This is a genomic window from Bacillus sp. C1 (assembly GCF_054570475.1).
The window spans coordinates 45,736-67,061 of sequence record NZ_JBTMZT010000012.1 but is presented as its reverse complement, the minus strand read 5'-3'; the positions used below and the strand labels follow the sequence as shown (position 1 = coordinate 67,061).

Genomic DNA, 21,326 nt, shown 5'->3' with positions numbered 1-21,326 from the left:
TGTGATAATATGGAGCGATTATGGATCCCAATAATCGTTACGTTTTTTTCATTTAGCGGCTTATTATTAGGTGGTGCTGTCGGATTTGCAGCACGTCAACTCATAGAAGAGAAAATGCATCGTTTATATGCACTTTGCGGTGGTATCTTACTTGGTCTATTATCGCTAGAAATCATTCCAGAAACTTTTTCAAGCTATGAAATGATTGGGCCTATGCTCGGAATTATCATTGGTATACTCATTATGAGTTTACTAGATAGTTATTGCCATCCCCCGATTGTAAATAAAAAACACAAGCAAGCATGGCAAACTTTTTTATTTCTCTCCTTCGCCATTTTTATTCACAACATGCCGAGCGGATTTGCATTAGGAACTGCCTTTACAAGTCATAATGAAACTGCAATTCCGTTCTTATTTGCAATTGTTATACACCATATTCCAGAAGGGTTAGCTTTAATTATTCCTTTTCTATTTACAAAGCATAAATATTTCTCATTTTTATTAACGATTCTACTATTATCAATTATCCTCGGAACTGGCACACTTTTCGGGATAATGATGAACGGAAAAGCAATTCATTTACAAGGACTGATAATGGGAAGTGCAATCGGTTCTTTAGGGTATGTGACAATACATGAGATGATATGGAAAGCTAAGAAACACCTTTCTTCTCTCCCCTTCCTTTCTTGGTCTATTAGTGGATTTCTACTCATAACCGTTTTTACTCTTTTCGCTGGCCATCATTAAAATAAGGAGTCATCTTTGTATATTTTACCTATTTTTCCAAAACATAATAATATCTCGATGCACAAGGAGGATCTATTATGTTTCGTAAAACAGCGGGTGAAGCACTTGTTGATTTGCTTATTGAATGGGGTGTTGATCACATTTACGGCATGCCTGGGGATTCAATCAATTCTATTATTGAACCGCTTCGAAAAAAACAAGACAAAATTAAATTCATTCAAGTTCGTCATGAAGAGGCTGGTGCTTTAGCAGCCGCTTCCTATGCAAAATTAACAGGTAAACTCGGCGTTTGTATGGCGATCGCTGGGCCTGGAGCGATTCATTTATTAAATGGATTATATGACGCAAAACTAGATCAAGCGCCCGTTCTTGCCATTACAGGTCAAATTGAATCAGATTTACTAGGAACAGGCTTTTTCCAGGAGGTAAACTTGGAAAGAATGTTTGATGATGTAGCTGTTTATAATCAGCGCATTATGTCAGCTGAACAGCTCCCTGCAGTTGTAAATCAAGCGATTCGTATGGCGTATACAAAGAAAGGAGTATCTGTACTTACCATTCCAGATGATATTCCGAAGTTTGAAGTGGAAGCTGGTGCACGCGTAACAAGTTCTTCTTTTACATTACCCGAACTCTTTCCGAAAGAAGAGGATCTTAAGTTAGCAAAATTAGCACTAAATGAAGCAAAAAAACCTGTTATTTTAGCCGGAAAAGGAGCGAAACATGCGCGAGAATCTTTACTTGCATTCGCAGAACATATTGGAGCTCCAATCGTTTTAACACTTCCGGCAAAAGGGATTATTCCTGATGAACATCCTCTTTGTATAGGGGGATTAGGATTAATTGGGACAAAACCTTCTTACGAAGCAATGAAGCAGGCAGATACATTGATTATGGTCGGTACTTCTTATCCTTTCACTGGCTTTTTACCTGAAAAAGCAAAGACGCTTCACATTGATACGGACCCTGCGCAAATCGGAAAACGCTACGCAACAGATATCGGTCTTGCTGGTGATGCAGATAAAACATTGAAATGGTTTTTAGAAAATGTGGAAAAACATACGGATCATTCATTCCTAGAACATCATCAAGAACTGATGCAAAAATGGGAAGAAAAATTACATAACCAAGAAGAGGATGCTTCTACACCAATTAAACCACAGCGGGTTATGCATGCCCTGCAACATGTTGCTCACGACGATGCCATTTTATCAGTAGATGTTGGAAATGTCACAGTATGGGCTGCCCGCCATTTTCGGATGACGAATCAACAATTCATCATCTCTAGTTGGCTCGCAACACTTGGATGTGGCCTTCCTGGAGCAATTGCCGGACAACTTGCTTATCCAGATAAACAAGTCTTTGCAATTTGCGGTGATGGTGGATTTGGAATGACAATGAATGACTTTGTTACAGCCGTTAAGTATAAATTACCAATTATCGTCGTTGTCTTAAATAACCATAAAATCGCTATGATTAAATTCGAACAAGAAGTGATGGGAAATGTTGAATTTGGTACAGACTTAACAAACCCTAATTTTGCAAAATATGCAGAAATATGCGGCGGAGTTGGCTACCGTGTTGAACATATCGATGAGTTACTTCCTGCTTTTGAAAGTGCCGTTAAGCAAGATAAACCTTGCATTATTGATGTTATAGTAGATGTAAATGAAGCACCTATGCCCGCCAAGATTACATTTGGACAAGCGGCAGGCTATACGAAACATATGTTAAAAGAGTTATTTGAAGAAGGAAAAATTGATTTACCACCTTTGTAAAATGGAAAAAGATAGATGAGAACAGATTGTTCTCATCTATCTTTTTATTTAGATACTTCTTGATGAAAAGAAAAATCCTTTCTTCCACCATCTACTTGTTCTTTCATTTTCTTTTCTTTCTTTTTCACTTTTCCTCTCTTAAGGGTTCCTCCCCCAATCGCTCCTTGTAAACTATTACTTATAAGATTTCCTGCCAAAATCGTCAGGCTATAGAAAAACATTGGTATAATAACGATCCAAGTATGTGTGGTCAGATGGCGAAAATTTTGTCCAATCAGTCCTGTCCACTCCTTTGTTACACTATCTGCATCACCACTATATAATATTGTTCCCCCAAAGAATAATTGAAGTATACCAAGGTGCATAAGAAGCAACAACATGCTAACAAATTGCTGGGCAACAAGTAAGAAAAAAGATGGTACAAGATGAGACCAAACATGGCGACATAACTGATGCCATTTACTGCCTCCAAGTACCGTTGCTGCCATCATAAACTCTTCTCTTTTTAATCGTTTCACTTCTTGCGCCGTATACAGCATGACAGTCGGCACAGCCAAGAATGTGAGAATACTAATTTGAAACAGCACTCGTATTGTGAAAGGAACTGGAATAGTACCACTTTCAAAGAATAAAACTTCTCTTAACATAAAATACGAAATCATGATCATTGGAACAATACTAAATGGATCAAAAAATGAAGAAATAACCGGGAAAGAACGTTTACTATACATACCAAGAAGTAACCCTAATCCTCCTCCAATGATAACTCGTAAGATTGCAACAATTAAACTTGCACCAATTGTCCATTTTGCCCCTTCTATTATTAATTGGAATAAATCTCGCCCATTCGTATCGCTTCCGAACCAAAAACGAGATGATGGAGGAAAAGGCGCTGCTTCTACTTGCCCTTTTTCGTTATACAACATCGTTACTTCCCGAATTTCCCCATCAAAAAATAGAGTATTTCCGATACTGACAAGCATAAGTCCGCTTAAAAAAATCAAACCAATCCAAAACCGCACGTCATGTTTTAACGTTTGCCACATATTACACACGCTCCTTTATCACATTTTGCATGATTGTATGTAACAAACGAAATAAGAAAAAAATTGGAACATATAATAGAACTAAGCACACAGTAAAAACTTCTATTTTCGAATATTCTTTTAAGAATACAAACATGCCATATGTATTAAAGAGCCGTTCAATAATATAAAGATTTGATAACATAAATAAAATATTCGTTTTCGCATAGTAAACTGTAGTAAGTAATACGTTTCTTGAAATATGATGCGTTAAAATATACCGCAAACTTAACCCCTTACTTTTCGCAAATAAACTATAGTCTTTTTCTAACTCTTCTCTAAAACGGAGTAATAATAGTTTAATAAATAATAACGTTGTCGGTAATGTAAGGCATAAAATCGGTAAAAGGCGAACCCTTTCTCCCGAAATCCCTGCAAACTTCACTGGCATCCAACCCGTTTTTTGAAATACAATCACTACAAAAAGTTGTGACAATAAAATAAGTAAAATATCCGGAATACTTTCAAGTGCAAGAAAAATCCCACTCCATATACGTTGCCTAGTATGAGAACGCTGCAGTATCCATACAACAAGCACGTACGCAATGAATAGCGATAATAGAAAAGACGAAACAAATACTAGCATCGTCTCCATATAATGTATCCAAATTTGCGGAAATAGAGTTCGAGAATCACGAAACCCATACATAATTTCCCCTGGGTGGAGTAATTTCTCACCAAGGTATAAAATCGTTTTTCCATACCCAATAGAATCCATTTGTAATCCTTTAAATAAACGGGGGAGTGCCCCTAAGCAAAGAATACACCCCAGTGCAGCAAATAGTTGTAAAAAAGTAACCCCCCACCACTTTCCAACTCGAAGTAACATAACATTCTCCCTCCCTAAATCATAACTTTATTTTACAAAATATTCAAAAAACATGGAATATATTTTGCGAATTTGAAAGAAAGTTTGTCAAAATATGTTTTACCAAAATAAATAAATGAACGTGAAATACACGTTCATTTATTCTTTAAGCTCCGAATTACATACTATTTTTCTGTAAAGTAATAACTTCTCTACTTTATCATTTGTTCCTTTGGCATAACCATACTCTTATACAATTGAACCGTTATCCAGTAATATACAACATAAATAATAAGAAAGATTCCAATTGGCATCCATACTTTTACAAACGGATCAACTAAAAAGAGACGGAACAAGTTAAGTCCTACTAAAATATGAGAAATACCAATAATAGCTGGGAAGATAAAAAGATATGAAATTTCCTTATACATACTGCGCGATAACATACTACGGCGTACCCCAATTTTCCGAAGCATTTCATAACGGCGTACATCACGAGAAGCTCCCATTAAAATTTTAAACATAAGAGAGCTTGCCATCATTGCTAAAAAGGCAATTCCAAGGAAGAATCCCATAAACATCGTACCGCTCATGAAACTATTCATAAATTGGTACGTTGTCATTTTTGTATATAATTCTATTTTTCCCCCTGTTGCTTTTTCTACTAACTCTTTTTGTCGCTGATCAATATCTATTAACAAAGGTTTATACTTTTGTAAATCGTCTACTTGCACGAGCGTAACACTATGTTCTGTTCCTTGAACTTTTTGATAATGTTCCTCATCTGCAATTCGAACAGGCTTCCCGTTGAATTGATTGTGTGTCACTTGGACTTCTCTTATAATAGCGTCACTCCAATCTCTTGGCATATGTGGAAGTTTACTTCCTGACTCAGGTGCTTCCATTGATGTGTATAAAGGTTCCGTTAAAGGTTCTTTTACACGTTTACGAACAGGCTCCTTTGCATTCTTTGTATCTTGATGATCAGAAATGAGCGGCGGTTTTTCGGTTAAATCTTCTCGTAAATAATAGACTGCTTCTCCATCCACTTTATACTTATAAGTTCGTTGCTCTACAATCTTCATTTGCTTTAATGCGGCTGCATCTTCTTCATTCGGATCATGAATTGTTGCATCATAGACTCGAGAAAAATCCGTCATAATGCCAACATTTTTTTGAAAAGCCATTCCAGCTGTCATTGCTCCTGCACCAAGTGCAATCAGCATCGCGACAGTCCCAAGTACCCGCGATAAACTATTGATTCGAAAACGAAGCTGAGCATATGTAAAACTATTTAAACCTGTTTCGTTTCGTTGTTTGTTACTTTTTAACCGCGTCACAAATAACGGTAACAATGAACTAAAAAGAAAATATGTTCCTATCGTTGTAGCACCCGTTGCTAGTATAAAACCTATTTCACGTAACTTGTCTATATGAAGGATAGAATAATACCCTGTTCCTAACAGTAGCACTCCCATTACAGCAAAAATAATAACACGGCGTCTACTCTTTTCTGTTGCATCTTGTGTTTCATCTTCACGAAGTAACTCAAGTTCAGTTTTACGTAATAAACGTATACTATTGATAAATCCAGTAATCATAAATAAGATCAAGAAGAATCCACCTGTAACAAGAACTGCAGGTATATAAAACGGCGTATAGCCTTTTGCTGAAATTTCTAATCCATTCATTAAAAAATCCCCTGCTGCACTTGCTAGTAATATTCCTACAATAATCCCAATAATAATGCTGACAATCCCCATACCGAATGTCTCGATAAATAATAACTGGGCTACTTTTTTCTTCTTCGCACCGAGCATCATATACATACCAAGTTCTTTCCTACGCAATGTAAGCAAAAAAGAATTGGCATATACGATATAAAAGACTGTAATGAAGGAAAGTAAGACAGCCCCCACCCAAAATACAAGTCGAATGCTATTGATCATGCTATTATCTTTTGTAAATTGGCTGTTGATTGCCATCGTTTGAAACATGTAGAAAATACTTATACTAATGACAAGACCAACAAGTAAAACAAGATAGTCCTTTAACATTTTTTTCATACTATGACGTGATAATTTCAATAACATGATCTCGCCCCCTACTTGGATTCAGTCGCTGAGCCCATATGAGCAAGCACACCTAAAATATCTTGATAAAAATCCTCACGTGTTCCTTGGCGTTTCAATTCTTTATAAAGTAAGCCATCTTGAATAAACAGAATCCGTTGACAATAACTTGCACTAAATGCATCATGCGTCACCATTAATATACTCACTCCATGATTTTCATGTAAGTCTTGCATCGCTTCTAATAAACTCTTCGCATTTTTGCTATCAAGTGCACCTGTTGGTTCATCCGCTAATACAATAGCAGGATTATGTACTAAAGCCCGCGCTGCAGCTGTTCTCTGTTTTTGTCCACCAGAAACAGCTGATGGATACTTTGTTAAAATTCCAACAATATCTAATTTCTGTGCAACTTCATTTACTTTCCTACTTATCTCACTTGAAGGTACCCCTTGTAACGAAAGTGGCAAAGCAATATTTTCATAGATTGAGAGATTTTCAAGCAAATTAAAGTCTTGAAAAATGAATCCTAGTTTTTGAGAACGAAAATCTGATAAAGCATTCCCTTTCATTGAAGTGATATCTGTACCTGCTATCGTCACACTGCCTCCTGTCGCACGATCAAGTGTACTAATTACATTAAGTAATGTCGTTTTCCCAGATCCAGAAGGTCCCATAATCCCAACGAATTCCCCTTTTTGTATCGTAAACGATACCCCTCTTAATGCTTTTGACTGGCTCTCATTTCGCTTACCATATGTTTTCTCCACACTTTCTACTGTTACTACATTTGTTGCCATTTCTATCACTCCATCCCCATTTGTATATCATTACTTTGCCATACGTTTCTTAGATTTCCCCTACATAAATTCTTAAGATTTTTTTAACTTTCCTTCTTTTATAACGAAATTGATAAAAAACCTTATATCGCTAACTTTCCTTCTTAATATTCTCTCTTTTTCTGATGATTTTCTTGCGATTTATCTTACATTTTAGTCAGGTTCAAAAATAACAACGTAAAATCCCCACCTATACTTTGCTTAGAGGCAGGTGCTTCTATATAATTTATTAAAACCAAATCATACATTTAACCACTCAAAAGAAAACAATTGTAAATAACTTTTTACAGTAACAAAAAACACACCACTTGTTAAAAGCAGTGTGTTTTAATTTTTTTATTTAGAACATTTTTTATAAATTTCATCCTGCACACTTTCCATAAATGCAGATAATGAAACTACTTCAGATCTTTCTTCACCATACTTTCGTACATTTACAGATCCATTCTCCATTTCTTTATCCCCAATTACAAGAACATATGGTATTTTTTTAAGCTGTGCTTCCCGAATTTTATAACCTAGTTTTTCACTGCGCACGTCGCGTTCGACGCGAATACCAACGCTCTTTAGTTTTTCTTCAATTTCCTTTGTATATTGCTCATGTACGAGGTTGGAAACAGGAATAACTTTCACTTGAACCGGAGCTAACCACGCCGGAAATGCTCCGCCAAAGTGTTCAATTAATATTCCTAGGAAACGATCAAAAGAACCTAATACAGCGCGGTGAATCACAACTGGTCTTATTTTCTCATTTCGTTCATCGATGTAATGTAAATCAAATTTCTCTGGCATTTGGAAATCAAGTTGAACTGTTCCGCATTGATGGCTTCTTTTTAATGCATCTTTAATGTGAAAATCAATTTTCGGACCGTAAAAAGCTCCATCTCCTTCATTCACTCTATAGTTATACTGTAATGATTTTAGTACATTCTCAAGAGATAATTCGGCATGGTTCCATAGCTCATCATCGCCCATTGAATCTTCAGGTCTAGTTGAAAGCTCAATTTCATATTCAAAACCGAATGTTCTATATGCATAATCAATTTGTTGTAATACTAACTTTATTTCACTTTCTATTTGTTCAGGTGTCACGAAGATATGGGCATCATCTTGGCAAAATGTACGAACTCTTAATAATCCATTTAAGGCACCACTAAATTCATGACGATGTACTTGGCCAAACTCACACATCCTAATTGGTAAGTCACGGTATGAGTGTAATTTATTTTTAAATATAAGCATATGACCAGGACAATTCATCGGTTTTAATGCAAAACTTTTGTGATCTACCTCAGAAAAGTACATATTATCTTTATAATGTCCCCAATGTCCTGATTGCTCCCATAAACCTTGATTCATCATAAAAGGAGTACGTACTTCTTGATAATCGTATTTTTGTTGAATTTCTCTTAAAAAGGACTCTAATTCATTTCGAATGATTTGTCCTTTCGGCAAGTAAAAAGGCATACCAGGCGCTTCTTCTGAGAACATAAATAATTCTAGTTCATTTCCAAGCTTTCGATGATTTCGTTTTGCTGCCTCTTCTACAAAATGTAAGTGATCTGCTAATTCTTTCTGAGAAGGGAAAGCAACGCCGTATATACGCTGAAGCACTTGATTATTGCTATCCCCGCGCCAATATGCACCGGAAACGTGAGTTAATTGAAATGCTTTCAAATAGCCAGTGGACGGTAAGTGTGGACCACGGCATAAATCAACAAATTCTCCTTGTTTATAAATTGTCACAATTTCATCTTCAGGAATTGCCTCTAAAAGTTCCAACTTTAAGTGGTCATTTAAATCTTGAAACAACTTTTGCGCTTCATCCCTAGTGATCTCAACTCGCTCCATGTTTAAATTTTCATTCACAATATTCTGCATTTCTTTTTCAAGTTTAGGTAAGTCTTCAACACCTATACTGCTTGAAAGATCCATATCATAATAAAATCCATTTTCAATTACAGGTCCTACGCCAAGTTTTACATCACCATATATTCTTTTTACAGCTTGCGCTAATATATGTGCAGAAGTATGCCTTGCAATTTCTATTCCTTCCTCTGAATCCATAGTTATAATTTGAATTTCTGCATCTTGTTCAATATTTCGATGTAAATCAAATAATTGGTCATTCACCTTTCCTGCGACTGCTTTCTTTTTTAAACTTGGGCTAATTGATGCTGCAATTTCTTCTAGATTAATTCCTTTTGCAAATTCTTTCATACTACCATCTGGAAAAATAATACTAATCATCTGTTCTCTCATTTTTATCGCTCCATTTCATAAATAAAAAAGCACACTCATCCCTAATAATAGGGACGAGCGTGCTTTTTACCCGTGGTTCCACCCAGATTCCCATCATACGAAATATATAATGGCTTCTTTTGCGGTAACGTCGCTTACACGGCACTAGATACTACAATTTTCCCCAGTGCAGCTCTAAGGTGGTAAGTTATTTCTCTGCGTTAGGAAGTTCTCAGCATTCCTTCCCTCTCTGTACAACCGGTAAAAATAACTCGTGTCCTTTTCTTCGCTTATTAATATATAAATTAAAAAAAGCATACTCATCCCTAATAAAAGGGACGAANTATAATGGCTTCTTTTGCGGTAACGTCGCTTACACGGCACTAGATACTACAATTTTCCCCAGTGCAGCTCTAAGGTGGTAAGTTATTTCTCTGCGTTAGGAAGTTCTCAGCATTCCTTCCTTCTCTGTACAACCGGTAAAAATAACTCGTGTCCTTTTCTTTGCTGTTAAAATCAAATCCATTAATTGTTATTTAATATATCTTATTCCATTTATTTTTGCAAGTGTTTAAAAAAATAAATTAAAAATATTTTATATTTCACGTTATCCCCTAGATTTAAATTTTATTTAAAACCATAAAAGAATAGAGGGTATACCAAAACAATGTAACGTTTCGGATTACCCTCTATTTTTTACCAATCTTGTGGTTCGTAGTTTAAATCTGCAAATAGTCGTTTTTTCTCTTTTTTCGTTAAATCTCTCCACTGTCCAACTGGTAAATTATCCAACTGGATATTCATAATTCGCGTACGTTTTAATGTGTAAACTTGATAACCTAAAGCTTCACACATACGACGAATTTGGCGATTCAATCCTTGTGTTAAAATAATTTGGAATTCATATTTTGATAACTGTGTTATTTCACAAGGAAGCGTTTTTGTTCCTAAAATTTTAACACCCGCTGCCATTTGTTTTAAAAATTCAGGCGTAATCGGTTTATCTACTGAAACAATATATTCTTTTTCATGTTTATTTTCAGCACGCAAAATTTCATTAATAATATCGCCATCATTCGTTAATAAAATTAAACCGTCTGAATCTTTATCAAGACGTCCAACGTGATTAACTCGTAAAGGATGATTCACTAAATCGATAATATTCCCTTTCACTGCCTTTTCACTTGTACATGTAATACCTACTGGTTTATTTAAAGCGATATACACATGGTCTCGAGCAATTCGAAGCTGCTCTCCATTTACTCGCACATCATCACCTGGTTGTACTTGGTCACCTATTTTGGCAACTTTTCCGTTAATAATTACTCTTCTTTCATTAATCAACTTATCTGCTCCGCGTCTAGATGCTTTTCCGGATTCACTAATAAATTTATTTATACGCAAGTTAGGCACATCCTTTTCTTTAAAAATTTCAAGCTCACACTGCTTCTACCATATAATACAAAAGGGTAAGCCTCCTATTATAACTTAAATATATTAACATGAAAGGGTATATGGCGTCTTCTATAAATTTCATGTTTAAAAGAAAAGAATTCGCCTTATTGAACTACATACCAATTATACATTCATCGCATGCCTTCTACTTTTAAACTAATAACTCATACAACTATAACTACTAAAATCATTTATTCTAGATATACATCATTTATTCACTTTTTTCATACTTAATATACAGACCATTCTTTTAGACACGCAACTTGCTTTCCATTTATGTTTTCAACATCCTCGCTTATATTAGCTAACTCATATAAGCGAGGAAAAATTTCTTTCACATAACGCTGATGTAACATTTTATTTTCCCAAAAAGAAAGGACAACGTAACGATTAGAGTTTGTAAGAGATTTTCCCACAACGCCGCCTAACATTCCTTGTGACTTTTCCATTCCTTTATTCCAAATTGTTTCTTGCACATGTAAAAATGGTTTCTCATGTCCAATCTTCACATCACAAATTGCCGTTCTTATAAACGAACTTTGTGGTATAGCATTTGTAAATGGATTTTCAATTATATCAAACAAAGTTTGATATAATTCTGTCTTACAAGATACATACGTATCCTTTTGATTACTATTATGAAAAATTGGATCATGCATTTTATTCATAAATTGTTGATATGTATTCATGTCTTTCCAAGCCGAAAATACACAGGCCTCCTCTTCATTCCAGCCCCCGAATTGCCCGTGAAATCCCTCTAGATTTTGTAAACCTCTCCATCTCTCCTGCGCCTCTGAAAACAAACCTTTTTTCTCTTTTTCTACTTGACAAAATATCATTTTTAATAACATACGAATCCCCCTTACTATACATTCCATATCCATTTTGCAATGCTTGTTACTTCTCCACCTACAAAAACCGCAATTACATCTTCTTTTTCTTCTGCTCGAATATGTAACAAGGAAGGTCTATTTATCTCATATCCTTGTTCAACACGCATATTTATTTTCTTTTTATCAAAATAACGATGTTTTATTAAATATGCTGCTAAACAACCATTGGAGCTTCCCGTTACTGCATCTTCCGGAATACCATAGTACTCTGCAAAATCACGAACATCCAGATTATTTACTTCCTCATACGTTTCAGAAGTAAATACCATAATTCCTTTTGCCTCTCTCTTTTCGATTAGCTTAAAATATTTTTCCTTGTTTATTTGGACTTCTTTTACAACAGCTAATGATTTTAACGGCACAAGAATAATAGGTAAACCTGTTGATACTTCTTGGATTGGATATCGAATGTCTATTTGAGAAATATCAATATTTCGCACTTCTGCAACTACATTTCTGTCCAACCCCTCTCCAAATTCAGACTTATTTTGCTGCATCCACAGCACATTTTCTTCATCATGAAAAGTAACTTCCACAAAACCACCTTGAAAATGTAATAACATATTTTCAAGTGTTTCATTTTGAAGAATTTCTTTTCTAAGCACAAAAGCAGTTCCTAACACAGGATGTCCAGCATAAGGAATTTCTTCATTTGGTGTAAAAATACGCACATCATATCCCTCGTCTATTTGTTCTTTTAAAAGAACAAATGTTGTTTCAGCATAGTTCAATTCCTTTGCTATTAACTGCATTTCCTTGTTTAAAATTCAATGAGTACCTATAAATACTGTGAGTTGATTTCCTGTATATGTAGCTCTGAAATAGACTTTGATTAAAAACAACTCGTAAACCCTCATTTTACAATAAATAACAAGAAATCATTTTAGAAAAAGATTGATCAAAATGAATTCTACAGTTTTTATAAATGGTTAATCTTTTTTTCAAAGCCACATCAATTAACCTGTCCGTTACTTAAATAACTGTAATAATGCTTCATTAACTGCCCAGCTTTGATGTTCGTGGAATAAGCTATCAATTGCTTGGATTGGTTCGATCCATTTGAGGAAGTGGTCTACTTCAGTTGGTTTACTTATTTGTCTACCCGTATCGCATAAATAAAAATAACCTTCGCTAAGGTAATATTTATATTCATTTGTAGAATAAAAATATCTCCGGGCACTCCCTATAAAATGACCTATTTCAATATCCATACCCATTTCTTCAAATGCTTCTCTTTTTAAACACTCTTCGTGTGTCTCATTTTTTTCTATTCCACCACCAGGAAGAAAAAACTTGCCATCATTTGTTTGAATAATTGCTATTTTATCTTTCTGACTATTGAACATTAAACAATAAACAGCAGGTCTCCATATGTATTCTTTACCATCTTTTTTCTCACCAAATGTGATAATACCCATGATTAATGCTCCTCTGTCCCTTATTCGCTATTTTTATTTTATCATTCCTTATTAAGCTAAACTGCTTCGATAGTTAAAGAAAAAAACCTGTTTTTGCAGGATTTTTTTCAAGCTTTATTTCAAATAATCGAACTTTGTTTTAAATGATCAATCTTTTTTATAAAACTGCACTATACTTCCCTTATGAAATGACATCAACAATATAAAAATTCACCTTTCTCACTTCCCCCTCACCTATAACGTAAAAAATGGAGTTTTTTGTTTACATAATAAAATTATGTTTCGTTCCGTTCGCTATTTTTTAAATAGTAATCCGCTTCTGTTATCATCCAACCTCCAAAGTTATCTAAAAACGCTAAAATTTCTATTATGTCATCTATAGGATTAACTGCATATCGCAGCGCTCTCCTCATATTGTGTTCTTGCTCTGGGAAGTGCTTGCTAAACAACTCATATGCTGGATAAAGATCTCTAGAATAAAGCCCTGCTTTATCAATTGTTAATGCTAATCCTGCTCTAACTACTATCTTCATAATCCAGCGACAGCAATCCTCTATATCCTCTCTACCTTTATTATGAATTAACTCTTCACATGCTTGTTCGACTTGTGCCTGTAAATGATTAAGATGTTCATACGCCAATTCTTTACTTACTTTATATTTAGGCAAACGTGGCCTTATATCTTCACCGAATATACAGATTCCATGTGTTTGAATCATGAAACTTATAAACGAAAAACGATTGGAATGTAACACTTCTTCAACGTCATAAAAACTTAATTCCACCCCAGATATACTATTAAATTTCTGCAAAAGTTGTTGCTCTATATTTTCACTCCACTCCAAATCTATGTCCTTGGGAGCTTTTCGAACTAAAATAATCACGTCTATATCTGCAATCCCCTCTATTCCAATCCCTCTTGGAACAGACCCTCTAATGTAAATGCTATGCAAATCATCCTGTAACGATTGAAAACACGTATTCTTTACTTCTTGTATTACCTCTAGAAAAGCTGGTTGAATTTTATTAATATGTGCATCATTTATAATGTATCCCGTTTCGTCCACAAGACAAAAATGGCCTATTTTTTTAATCATTGACAATCTATCAACTCATTTCTATATAAAATGTTATTTTCATGATATGTAAATTAATTATAAATCGAAAGATTCTGAACAAACAACAAATAACACTTCATTTCTTTTTCGTTCCTAAATTATCCCCTTCCCTACTGTTAAATTTTCACTTTATAACTCCAAAACATTTCACCAATCTCACTATTATTAGGGATTCATTTCTTAAAAGTATTTTCTTTTTCGACAAAATATAACAATTTACGAATATGTAAATTGTTATGATATAGATTCGTACATCATATGTTTTATACATTAGGAGGAAATACTAAAATGAAAAAATCGTTCTATAAAAAATGGTGGTTTTGGCTTTTTTGCCTGCTGCTTATTAGTAGTACTGTAGCCATTATTTTATTAAATCAAACGAAAAAGCCAAACATACAAAGCACGAAAGAACCTATCGATAAAAAAATCTATCAACAAGAACTAAAAACGCCAATCGATTTACTCACTACAAAATACGACAACATTGTCGAACAAGAATGGATTCCAGCATGGACTGAATTAAATTCAAATCCAATTAATATAAATACAGCTGAATTACTAGATAAAATGAACCATATGGCAAACCAATTCAACGAAATTTCAAAACAAATGGAGGAATTTAAAGCTGCTGAAAAAATGACAGACTCTGCACTGAAGCAGAAAACAAATTATTTTAACACCGCATTTATAGCTGCTTCAAATTGTATGGAAAATGCTGCATTATCTGTTATACAAGGCTTAAACAAAGAGAAACCTTTACAAGATAGTTTAGAAAATGCTACGCAATCTTTAGGTCTTGCTGATCAAAACATTACTATAGCTTTATCTACGTTAGCTGAACTAGAAAGCATATTACAGCTAACAAAAAAATAACTTGTCCATATGATTCCCTTTCATTTCAGGAGATAAAAATTTCAGTGAAAAGTATTTTCCAATAAAAAATGATTGCAATTCATTTATAAGGAACCTATAATATTGTTTATTGATTATGTAAAAATCATTTCATATCAATACGATTAAGTTATTAATCACATAATTCGGATGAACCATTCAGGAGAAGATCAATTGATCTACCGATGGGGCAAAAAGTTGATGATTCAGCTTTGAAACTCTCAGGTCTTGGTTACAAGTAGAACTGCATGGGGACGAATCTCTGGAGAGACTCCCTCTCGCCTATTATATAGCGCAGAGGAAACAGAGCACCGAAGGAGCAAATCCGCTTATATTAGCGGATAATCTCTCAGGTAAAAGGACAGAGACAAGCGAAAGAAAACGCCGATTTGCATCGGTTTATTTTTCTATTCCTTGTTTCTCCAGAGACCATTTCATTTATGTGAAGTGGTTTTTTATTTTTTCTAAAAGGAGAATACAGATGGAGACAATAAGTACAGTATTAGAACAAATCAATCACTACGTATGGGGATTACCAACCTTATTCCTTCTAGTCGGAACTGGTATCATTCTCACAGTGCGTCTAAAAGGGTTACAGTTTAGTAAACTATTATACGCTCACAAACTAGCATTTCGAAAATCAGAAGATACATCTTCTTCGGGAGATATTAGTCATTTCCAAGCACTCATGACAGCCATGGCCGCAACCATCGGGATGGGAAATATAGCTGGTGTCGCAACAGCTGTTACAATCGGCGGTCCAGGCGCAATATTTTGGATGTGGATTACTGCATTGTTCGGTATGGCAACAAAATATGCAGAAGCGATCCTCGCGGTAAAATATCGTATTAGTAATGAAAACGGCGAATATTCCGGCGGTCCAATGTATTACTTAGAACGTGGCTTAGGAAAAAAATGGCTCGCTATTTTATTTGCTATTTTTGGGACAACCGCTTCTTTCGGGATTGGAAATATGGTCCAATCGAATTCTGTTGCAGAAGCTATGAGAATAAACTTTTCATTCCCCCCTGCTTTAACTGGTATATTAATGGCTTTCTTAATTGCGATTGTTATTTTAGGTGGCGTGAAAAAAATCGGGAAAGTCACTGGATTTTTCGTTCCACTTAAAGCTTTCTTTTATGTAATTTCTGGCCTTATTATTATTTTTTATCACTTTGATCAAGTTCCAGAAGCATTTTCACTTATTTTTTCTGGTGCATTTCAAGGGACTGCAGCTGCTGGTGGTTTTATCGGTGCTACGGTTGCTTCTGCTATTCAAATTGGGATGGCACGCGGAGTATTTGCCAATGAAGCCGGTTTAGGAAGTGCGCCAATTGCTGCGGCTGCTGCCAAAACAGATTCACCAGCTAAACAAGCGCTTGTATCGATGACAGGTACTTTCCTTGATACATTTATTGTTTGTACAATTACTGGTTTAGTATTAATTACAACGGGTGCATGGAAATCCGGAAAAACTGGTGTGGAAGCAACCACACTTGCTTTCCAATCAGTATTTGGCGATACTGGTAGTATGATACTTGGTATTGCGATTATTTTATTCGCCTACTCCACTATTTTAGGATGGTCTTATTATGGAGAAAAATGTGTAGCTTATTTATTCGGACAAGGTGCTGTACGATATTATAAAGCCATCTTCATTGTAATGATTGCAATTGGTGCCAACTTAAAACTCGGAATCGTGTGGACATTCGCTGATATCGCAAATGGACTTATGGCCATTCCAAACTTAGTTGGTCTAATTGGGTTAAGTGGTGTTGTGGTAGCAGAAACAAATCGATTTTTACAAAATGAAAAATTAAAAACCGTCGATAAAAAAAGAACCAGTTAATATATTATTACAAAAAAGGAGTGTCTCATATAAAAATGAGTCATTCCTTTTTGCTAATTTGTAAAATAGATATACAAAATTGTTGTATTTTTTGTTCTCCCTAAAAGCCCTTAAATATGTACAATTGAATTTTTATCAAGTTATTTCACAATTTTTAAATAATTAATAATACTACAAGTAACGAATAAACTATTCATTCTTTTGTTATCACATACATGTTAAAACTGTGATAACTTTTCGAACAATGCATTATTATACAAATTTTTTAAAAAATATAGTAGTTTATGTAGAATTTTGTATACTAATATGTATGTACACTTTCTATCTACTGGATATAGACTGTGAGGTGTAAGGAGCTATCTTACAAAAAACATAAAGGAAGTTTATTAAATGAGTAGATTTACAATGTTTTCAAAGTTTACATTCGCAACATTAATTGGAGTAAGTAGTTTAGGTATCTTTTCTCCATCAGAAGGTGTAAAAGCTGAAAGTTTAGATCGTAATTATCTAAGCACTGCCCAATTCATATCACCTTCTACTATTACAAATAATTTTGAACCAAAAACTACTATCGTTCCTGAATCAAAAGTTATCCAAAGTCATTATGTAAAGTACTCAAAAACACATTACCAAGTTAAAGAGAGTATCCCAAAAGAGATTTATTATTCTTCAGAAGGTTTTAAAGGCTCTATACAAGTAACCACCATTATTGATATTGGTGATCATTTCTTAACTTTCTACTCTGGGACTGTTATTCGATGTTAAATGTATGATTCTACTTATGAAAAGCGTTATAAAACGCCGCATTGAGAACACGGTAATGTCTATTTTACATTTAAAAAACATAGTTCAGAATCAGAACGGAATCGAGTTCATTTTTAATGCAGAATGCTACTTAAAAATGGACAACCCTAAGGATCATACTTAATTATTGCAGATACATTTACAAACAGATGATTCCATCACTCTCACCTATCCCAATTGTTCCTACTATTGAGATGGTATCTAGATAAATAATCAAGATTCAGTTCAAAACGAGCTGAGTCTTTTTATTTCCAAAACTCTTCATAAAAAAGGCATAAATCGTATGGTCTAACTATATAGTTGAAAAGGAGTACACAGAAAAAATTGTCCGAATAAAAAGGAGGAAAAATCTTTTGAAAAACAAATTCATTGTTTTCTTATCTGTTTTGTCAATTATTTTCGGAGGATTCTTTTTTAACATCGGCACTTCAAAAGCAGAAACACCCTCTAGTGAATATGTTCCTAATCAACTAATTGTAAAATTTAAAAACAATGCTTCTATAGGTGATGTGCAAGCATTTCATAAATCTGTAGGAGCACATGTATTATCAAAAGACGATACTTTAGGTTTTGAAGTTGTTCAATTTGTAAAAGGATCTGTAAAAGATAAAATTAAAAGTTATAAGAATAATCCAGATGTAGAATATGCCGAACCAAATTATTATTTCCATGCTTTTTGGACCCCAAATGATCCATATTTTAATAATCAATATGGATTACAAAAAATTCAAGCTCCTTCGGCATGGGATAACCAAAGAAGTGATCCTGATGTAAAAATTGCTATTATTGATACTGGGGTCCAAGGTTCTCATCCGGATTTAGCTTCTAAGGTTATCTATGGACATGATTATGTAGATAATGATAGCCAATCCGATGATGGCAATGGGCACGGTACACACTGTGCAGGAATCGCAGGGGCACTTACCAATAATAATATTGGCATCGCAGGAGTTGCTCCGCAATCTTCTATATATGCAGTTCGTGTACTAGATAATCAAGGAAGTGGTACACTTGATGCTGTAGCAAAAGGCATACGCGAAGCGGCTGATTCAGGCGCAAAGGTTATTAGCTTAAGTCTTGGCGCTTCCAGCGGTGGCACTGCCCTGCAACAAGCTGTACAATATGCATGGAATAAAGGTGCTGTCATTGTTGCAGCTGCCGGAAATGATGGAAATACAAAGCCTAATTATCCAGCTTATTACAATGAAGTTATTTCTGTTGCTTCAACAGATCGATTGGACAGAAAATCTTCATTCTCAACTTATGGAAACTGGGTAGATGTTGCAGCACCAGGTTCAAGTATATACTCCACATATAAAGGGAGCTCCTATCAAACATTAAGCGGAACTTCTATGGCAACACCTCATGTAGCTGGAGTTGCCGGTTTATTAGCAAATCAAGGTTATAGCAACGTTGAAATTCGGAAAATTATTGAAACAACATCAGATAAAATCAGCGGGACAGGAACATATTGGAAAAACGGTAGAGTCAATGCAAGTAAAGCTGTGCAATATGGCAAACAATTAAACGAAAATAAAGCTTCGTAAATAATTGTTTTATGCATGAAAAAAGCAGAAACTTTGATATCCAAAGTTTCTGTCTTTTAGTCTTATTGTTCATATTAACCTTCTCTAGTTTTATGTAGTTATTATTAATATATTCCTACTGTATTTTTCACTAATACAAATTAATTATATACTATACTTTTCTATCACTACTTCAAGCTTTGCATAAATACATTACAGGATATTCCAGTTATTATAAGTACTCGGACATTGAAGTCAACTGTACTCGCTTACTCTCTAATTTCAATTTCAAATTCATCAATTATTTCTAAAATAGCCTCTCCTTCTTCAAGATTAGATTCATCAAAAAGGTAAGGTTTGATTTCACCAATAACAAATCACCTCACAAAACACAATTCTAGTTTCTGAAATTCTGCTTTTTTATCCGCTTCAACAATACCAACTTTCTCTATTATATCCTTTCCTATAGATTTATATTTTACATATGTTTTAAGCTCGTCTTCAAAAGGGAACGGTATAATACGAATCGTTTCTTTATCTAACCACTCTGCTTGTAATCGTTCATTTGTATCCTCATTAAAAACTTCAGTTCCTTCAAATCCTCTTTTAAATAAGTCCACTTCTTTTTCTTTCTTTACACCAGGTTCATTCATACAAACATATAACGATAGCTCATCACAAAATTTCAATAGTTTATAGTGTTTATCGAACGTAGCATGTTGCTCACTTGTTAACGTTTTCAAAAATCTCTTTTGACGATTTAACTCCTGCTTATAAAAACTCACCATTTCCTTATCTTCTTGATTAAGCGGAAACGATATAAAATGTTTACTACAAAGTATAGCGCCGTAAGGATTTGAATTTTCAATCTCATTAAGACCTAAAGTATAAAAAACAAATCGCAATGAACTAGGACAATCCATAAACGTATAAGGTGACTGTTTCTCATTATTCCAAATTGGCGTTTTATCTAAGTCGATCCATCCTCTATCATGTTCATAAATCGCATGAATACACTCTTTTAAATACACCTTATTTTCAAATAAGTTCGTTTTAAAACACTTTGCAAATTCTCCCGCCAAAAATCCGTGATCATGTTGCCTAATTACTATTAGTTCTTCACTTTTTGTACGAATAATCATAATCAAATCCCCCCTCACTGCTATTTTATATATTCTATATAAATCCTCCTTTATAAAGGACAATAAAAATAAATTCATCTATACTTTGCAGGGATTCCGCCTCTTTCACCGAACTTAAGATAACAATGTGATTTTATCACTCGTTACCAAAACAAGCCTAGACAAAAATATTTATATGAGGTGAAAAAATGAATAAAACTGAATTAATTAAAAATGTGGCCCAAACAGCCGATATCTCACAAAAAGAAGCTTCAGCAGCTGTCCAATCTGTATTCGACGCAATTACCAATGCTTTACAAACTGGTGACAAAGTACAACTTATTGGTTTTGGCACGTTCGAAGTACGAGAAAGAGCTGCACGTACTGGTCGAAACCCTCAAACAGGTGAGGAAATTCAAATTGCAGCTGGTAAAATCCCTGCCTTTAAAGCCGGAAAAGAATTAAAAGAAGCTGTAAAATAATATTCAACTATAATCTGGGTTATTAACAATAGGATACCCCTTATATAAAATGTATCCTTTGTAAAGGACATAAAAAAACTACGCTATATCAAGAAAATAATTTCTATATTATGGTCTTGTCCCTGTAAAGTAGACAGTAGGTGGTTTAGTAGCATTTCATTAAAAGAGCCTTCGTCCAATTTCAATAGGACGAAGGCTC

The 21,326-nt window shown here is 34.5% G+C and carries 18 protein-coding genes, 1 riboswitch and 1 other annotated feature; of the genes, 7 read left to right on the top strand and 11 right to left on the bottom strand.

Annotated features, from left to right (window positions below):
* Window positions 1–9: 9 nt before the first annotated feature.
* Window positions 10–747, top strand: coding sequence for a ZIP family metal transporter (locus tag ACX5JI_RS22120; protein WP_459503175.1), 738 nt, complete (start codon window positions 10–12; stop codon window positions 745–747).
* Window positions 748–824: 77 nt separating this feature from the next.
* Complete coding sequence (locus ACX5JI_RS22115) at window positions 825–2,525, top strand: pyruvate oxidase (protein ID WP_459503174.1); 1,701 nt, start codon at window positions 825–827, stop codon at window positions 2,523–2,525.
* Window positions 2,526–2,569: 44 nt separating this feature from the next.
* Here ACX5JI_RS22115 and ACX5JI_RS22110 read toward each other — a convergent pair whose 3' ends face one another.
* The 10 genes from ACX5JI_RS22110 to ACX5JI_RS22065 form a co-directional block, all read right to left on the bottom strand.
* Window positions 2,570–3,571, bottom strand: a complete 1,002-nt coding sequence (locus tag ACX5JI_RS22110) for an ABC transporter permease subunit (RefSeq protein ID WP_459503173.1) — start codon at window positions 3,569–3,571, stop codon at window positions 2,570–2,572.
* A gap of 1 nt (window position 3,572) precedes the next feature.
* Window positions 3,573–4,439, bottom strand: coding sequence for an ABC transporter permease subunit (locus ACX5JI_RS22105; RefSeq protein WP_459503172.1), 867 nt, complete (start codon window positions 4,437–4,439; stop codon window positions 3,573–3,575).
* A 191-nt stretch (window positions 4,440–4,630) separates the two neighbouring features.
* The gene (locus ACX5JI_RS22100; RefSeq protein WP_459503171.1) at window positions 4,631–6,511 is read right to left on the bottom strand and encodes an FtsX-like permease family protein; all 1,881 of its coding nucleotides are present in this window, start codon (window positions 6,509–6,511) and stop codon (window positions 4,631–4,633) included.
* A gap of 11 nt (window positions 6,512–6,522) precedes the next feature.
* Entirely contained in the window at window positions 6,523–7,290 is a 768-nt protein-coding gene (locus tag ACX5JI_RS22095; protein WP_459503170.1) for an ABC transporter ATP-binding protein, read from the bottom strand.
* Window positions 7,291–7,665: 375 nt separating this feature from the next.
* On the bottom strand, window positions 7,666–9,591 hold the full coding sequence (gene thrS / locus ACX5JI_RS22090; RefSeq protein WP_459503169.1) for a threonine--tRNA ligase: 1,926 nt from the start codon (window positions 9,589–9,591) through the stop codon (window positions 7,666–7,668).
* A gap of 46 nt (window positions 9,592–9,637) precedes the next feature.
* Window positions 9,638–9,866, bottom strand: a binding site (T-box leader).
* Window positions 9,867–10,266: 400 nt separating this feature from the next.
* The gene (rluF, locus tag ACX5JI_RS22085) at window positions 10,267–10,974 is read right to left on the bottom strand and encodes a 23S rRNA pseudouridine(2604) synthase RluF (RefSeq protein ID WP_459503168.1); all 708 of its coding nucleotides are present in this window, start codon (window positions 10,972–10,974) and stop codon (window positions 10,267–10,269) included.
* A gap of 281 nt (window positions 10,975–11,255) precedes the next feature.
* A complete protein-coding gene (locus ACX5JI_RS22080; protein ID WP_459503167.1) occupies window positions 11,256–11,876 on the bottom strand; it encodes a YdbC family protein in 621 nt (206 codons plus the stop codon).
* A 14-nt stretch (window positions 11,877–11,890) separates the two neighbouring features.
* Window positions 11,891–12,670: a PhzF family phenazine biosynthesis protein gene (locus tag ACX5JI_RS22075; protein WP_459503166.1), complete on the bottom strand. Its 780-nt coding sequence runs from the start codon at window positions 12,668–12,670 to the stop codon at window positions 11,891–11,893.
* A 216-nt stretch (window positions 12,671–12,886) separates the two neighbouring features.
* A complete protein-coding gene (locus ACX5JI_RS22070; RefSeq protein ID WP_459503165.1) occupies window positions 12,887–13,336 on the bottom strand; it encodes an NUDIX hydrolase in 450 nt (149 codons plus the stop codon).
* Between the two features lie 275 nt (window positions 13,337–13,611).
* Window positions 13,612–14,439, bottom strand: a complete 828-nt coding sequence (locus ACX5JI_RS22065) for a nucleotidyltransferase family protein (RefSeq protein WP_459503164.1) — start codon at window positions 14,437–14,439, stop codon at window positions 13,612–13,614.
* A gap of 303 nt (window positions 14,440–14,742) precedes the next feature.
* Between ACX5JI_RS22065 and ACX5JI_RS22060 the strand changes: the two genes are divergently transcribed.
* From ACX5JI_RS22060 to ACX5JI_RS22045, 4 genes are all read left to right on the top strand, one after another.
* The gene (locus tag ACX5JI_RS22060; protein ID WP_459503163.1) at window positions 14,743–15,327 is read left to right on the top strand and encodes a hypothetical protein; all 585 of its coding nucleotides are present in this window, start codon (window positions 14,743–14,745) and stop codon (window positions 15,325–15,327) included.
* Between the two features lie 270 nt (window positions 15,328–15,597).
* A riboswitch (glycine riboswitch) is annotated at window positions 15,598–15,720 on the top strand.
* Window positions 15,721–15,826: 106 nt separating this feature from the next.
* The gene (locus ACX5JI_RS22055) at window positions 15,827–17,194 is read left to right on the top strand and encodes an alanine/glycine:cation symporter family protein (RefSeq protein ID WP_459503162.1); all 1,368 of its coding nucleotides are present in this window, start codon (window positions 15,827–15,829) and stop codon (window positions 17,192–17,194) included.
* Between the two features lie 390 nt (window positions 17,195–17,584).
* Window positions 17,585–17,959, top strand: coding sequence for a hypothetical protein (locus ACX5JI_RS22050; RefSeq protein ID WP_459503161.1), 375 nt, complete (start codon window positions 17,585–17,587; stop codon window positions 17,957–17,959).
* Window positions 17,960–18,351: 392 nt separating this feature from the next.
* A complete protein-coding gene (locus tag ACX5JI_RS22045) occupies window positions 18,352–19,545 on the top strand; it encodes a S8 family peptidase (RefSeq protein ID WP_459503160.1) in 1,194 nt (397 codons plus the stop codon).
* 356 nt (window positions 19,546–19,901) lie between these two features.
* On the opposite strand, the gene ACX5JI_RS22040 is transcribed toward ACX5JI_RS22045, so the two are convergent.
* Window positions 19,902–20,666 carry a DUF3891 family protein gene (locus ACX5JI_RS22040; RefSeq protein WP_459503159.1) on the bottom strand — a complete coding sequence of 255 codons (765 nt, stop codon included), beginning with the start codon at window positions 20,664–20,666 and terminating at the stop codon, window positions 19,902–19,904.
* 188 nt (window positions 20,667–20,854) lie between these two features.
* Here ACX5JI_RS22040 and hbs point away from each other — a divergent pair, with 188 nt between their 5' ends.
* On the top strand, window positions 20,855–21,127 hold the full coding sequence (gene hbs, locus ACX5JI_RS22035; RefSeq protein ID WP_459503158.1) for a non-specific DNA-binding protein Hbs: 273 nt from the start codon (window positions 20,855–20,857) through the stop codon (window positions 21,125–21,127).
* The last annotated feature ends 199 nt before the right edge of the window (window positions 21,128–21,326 follow it).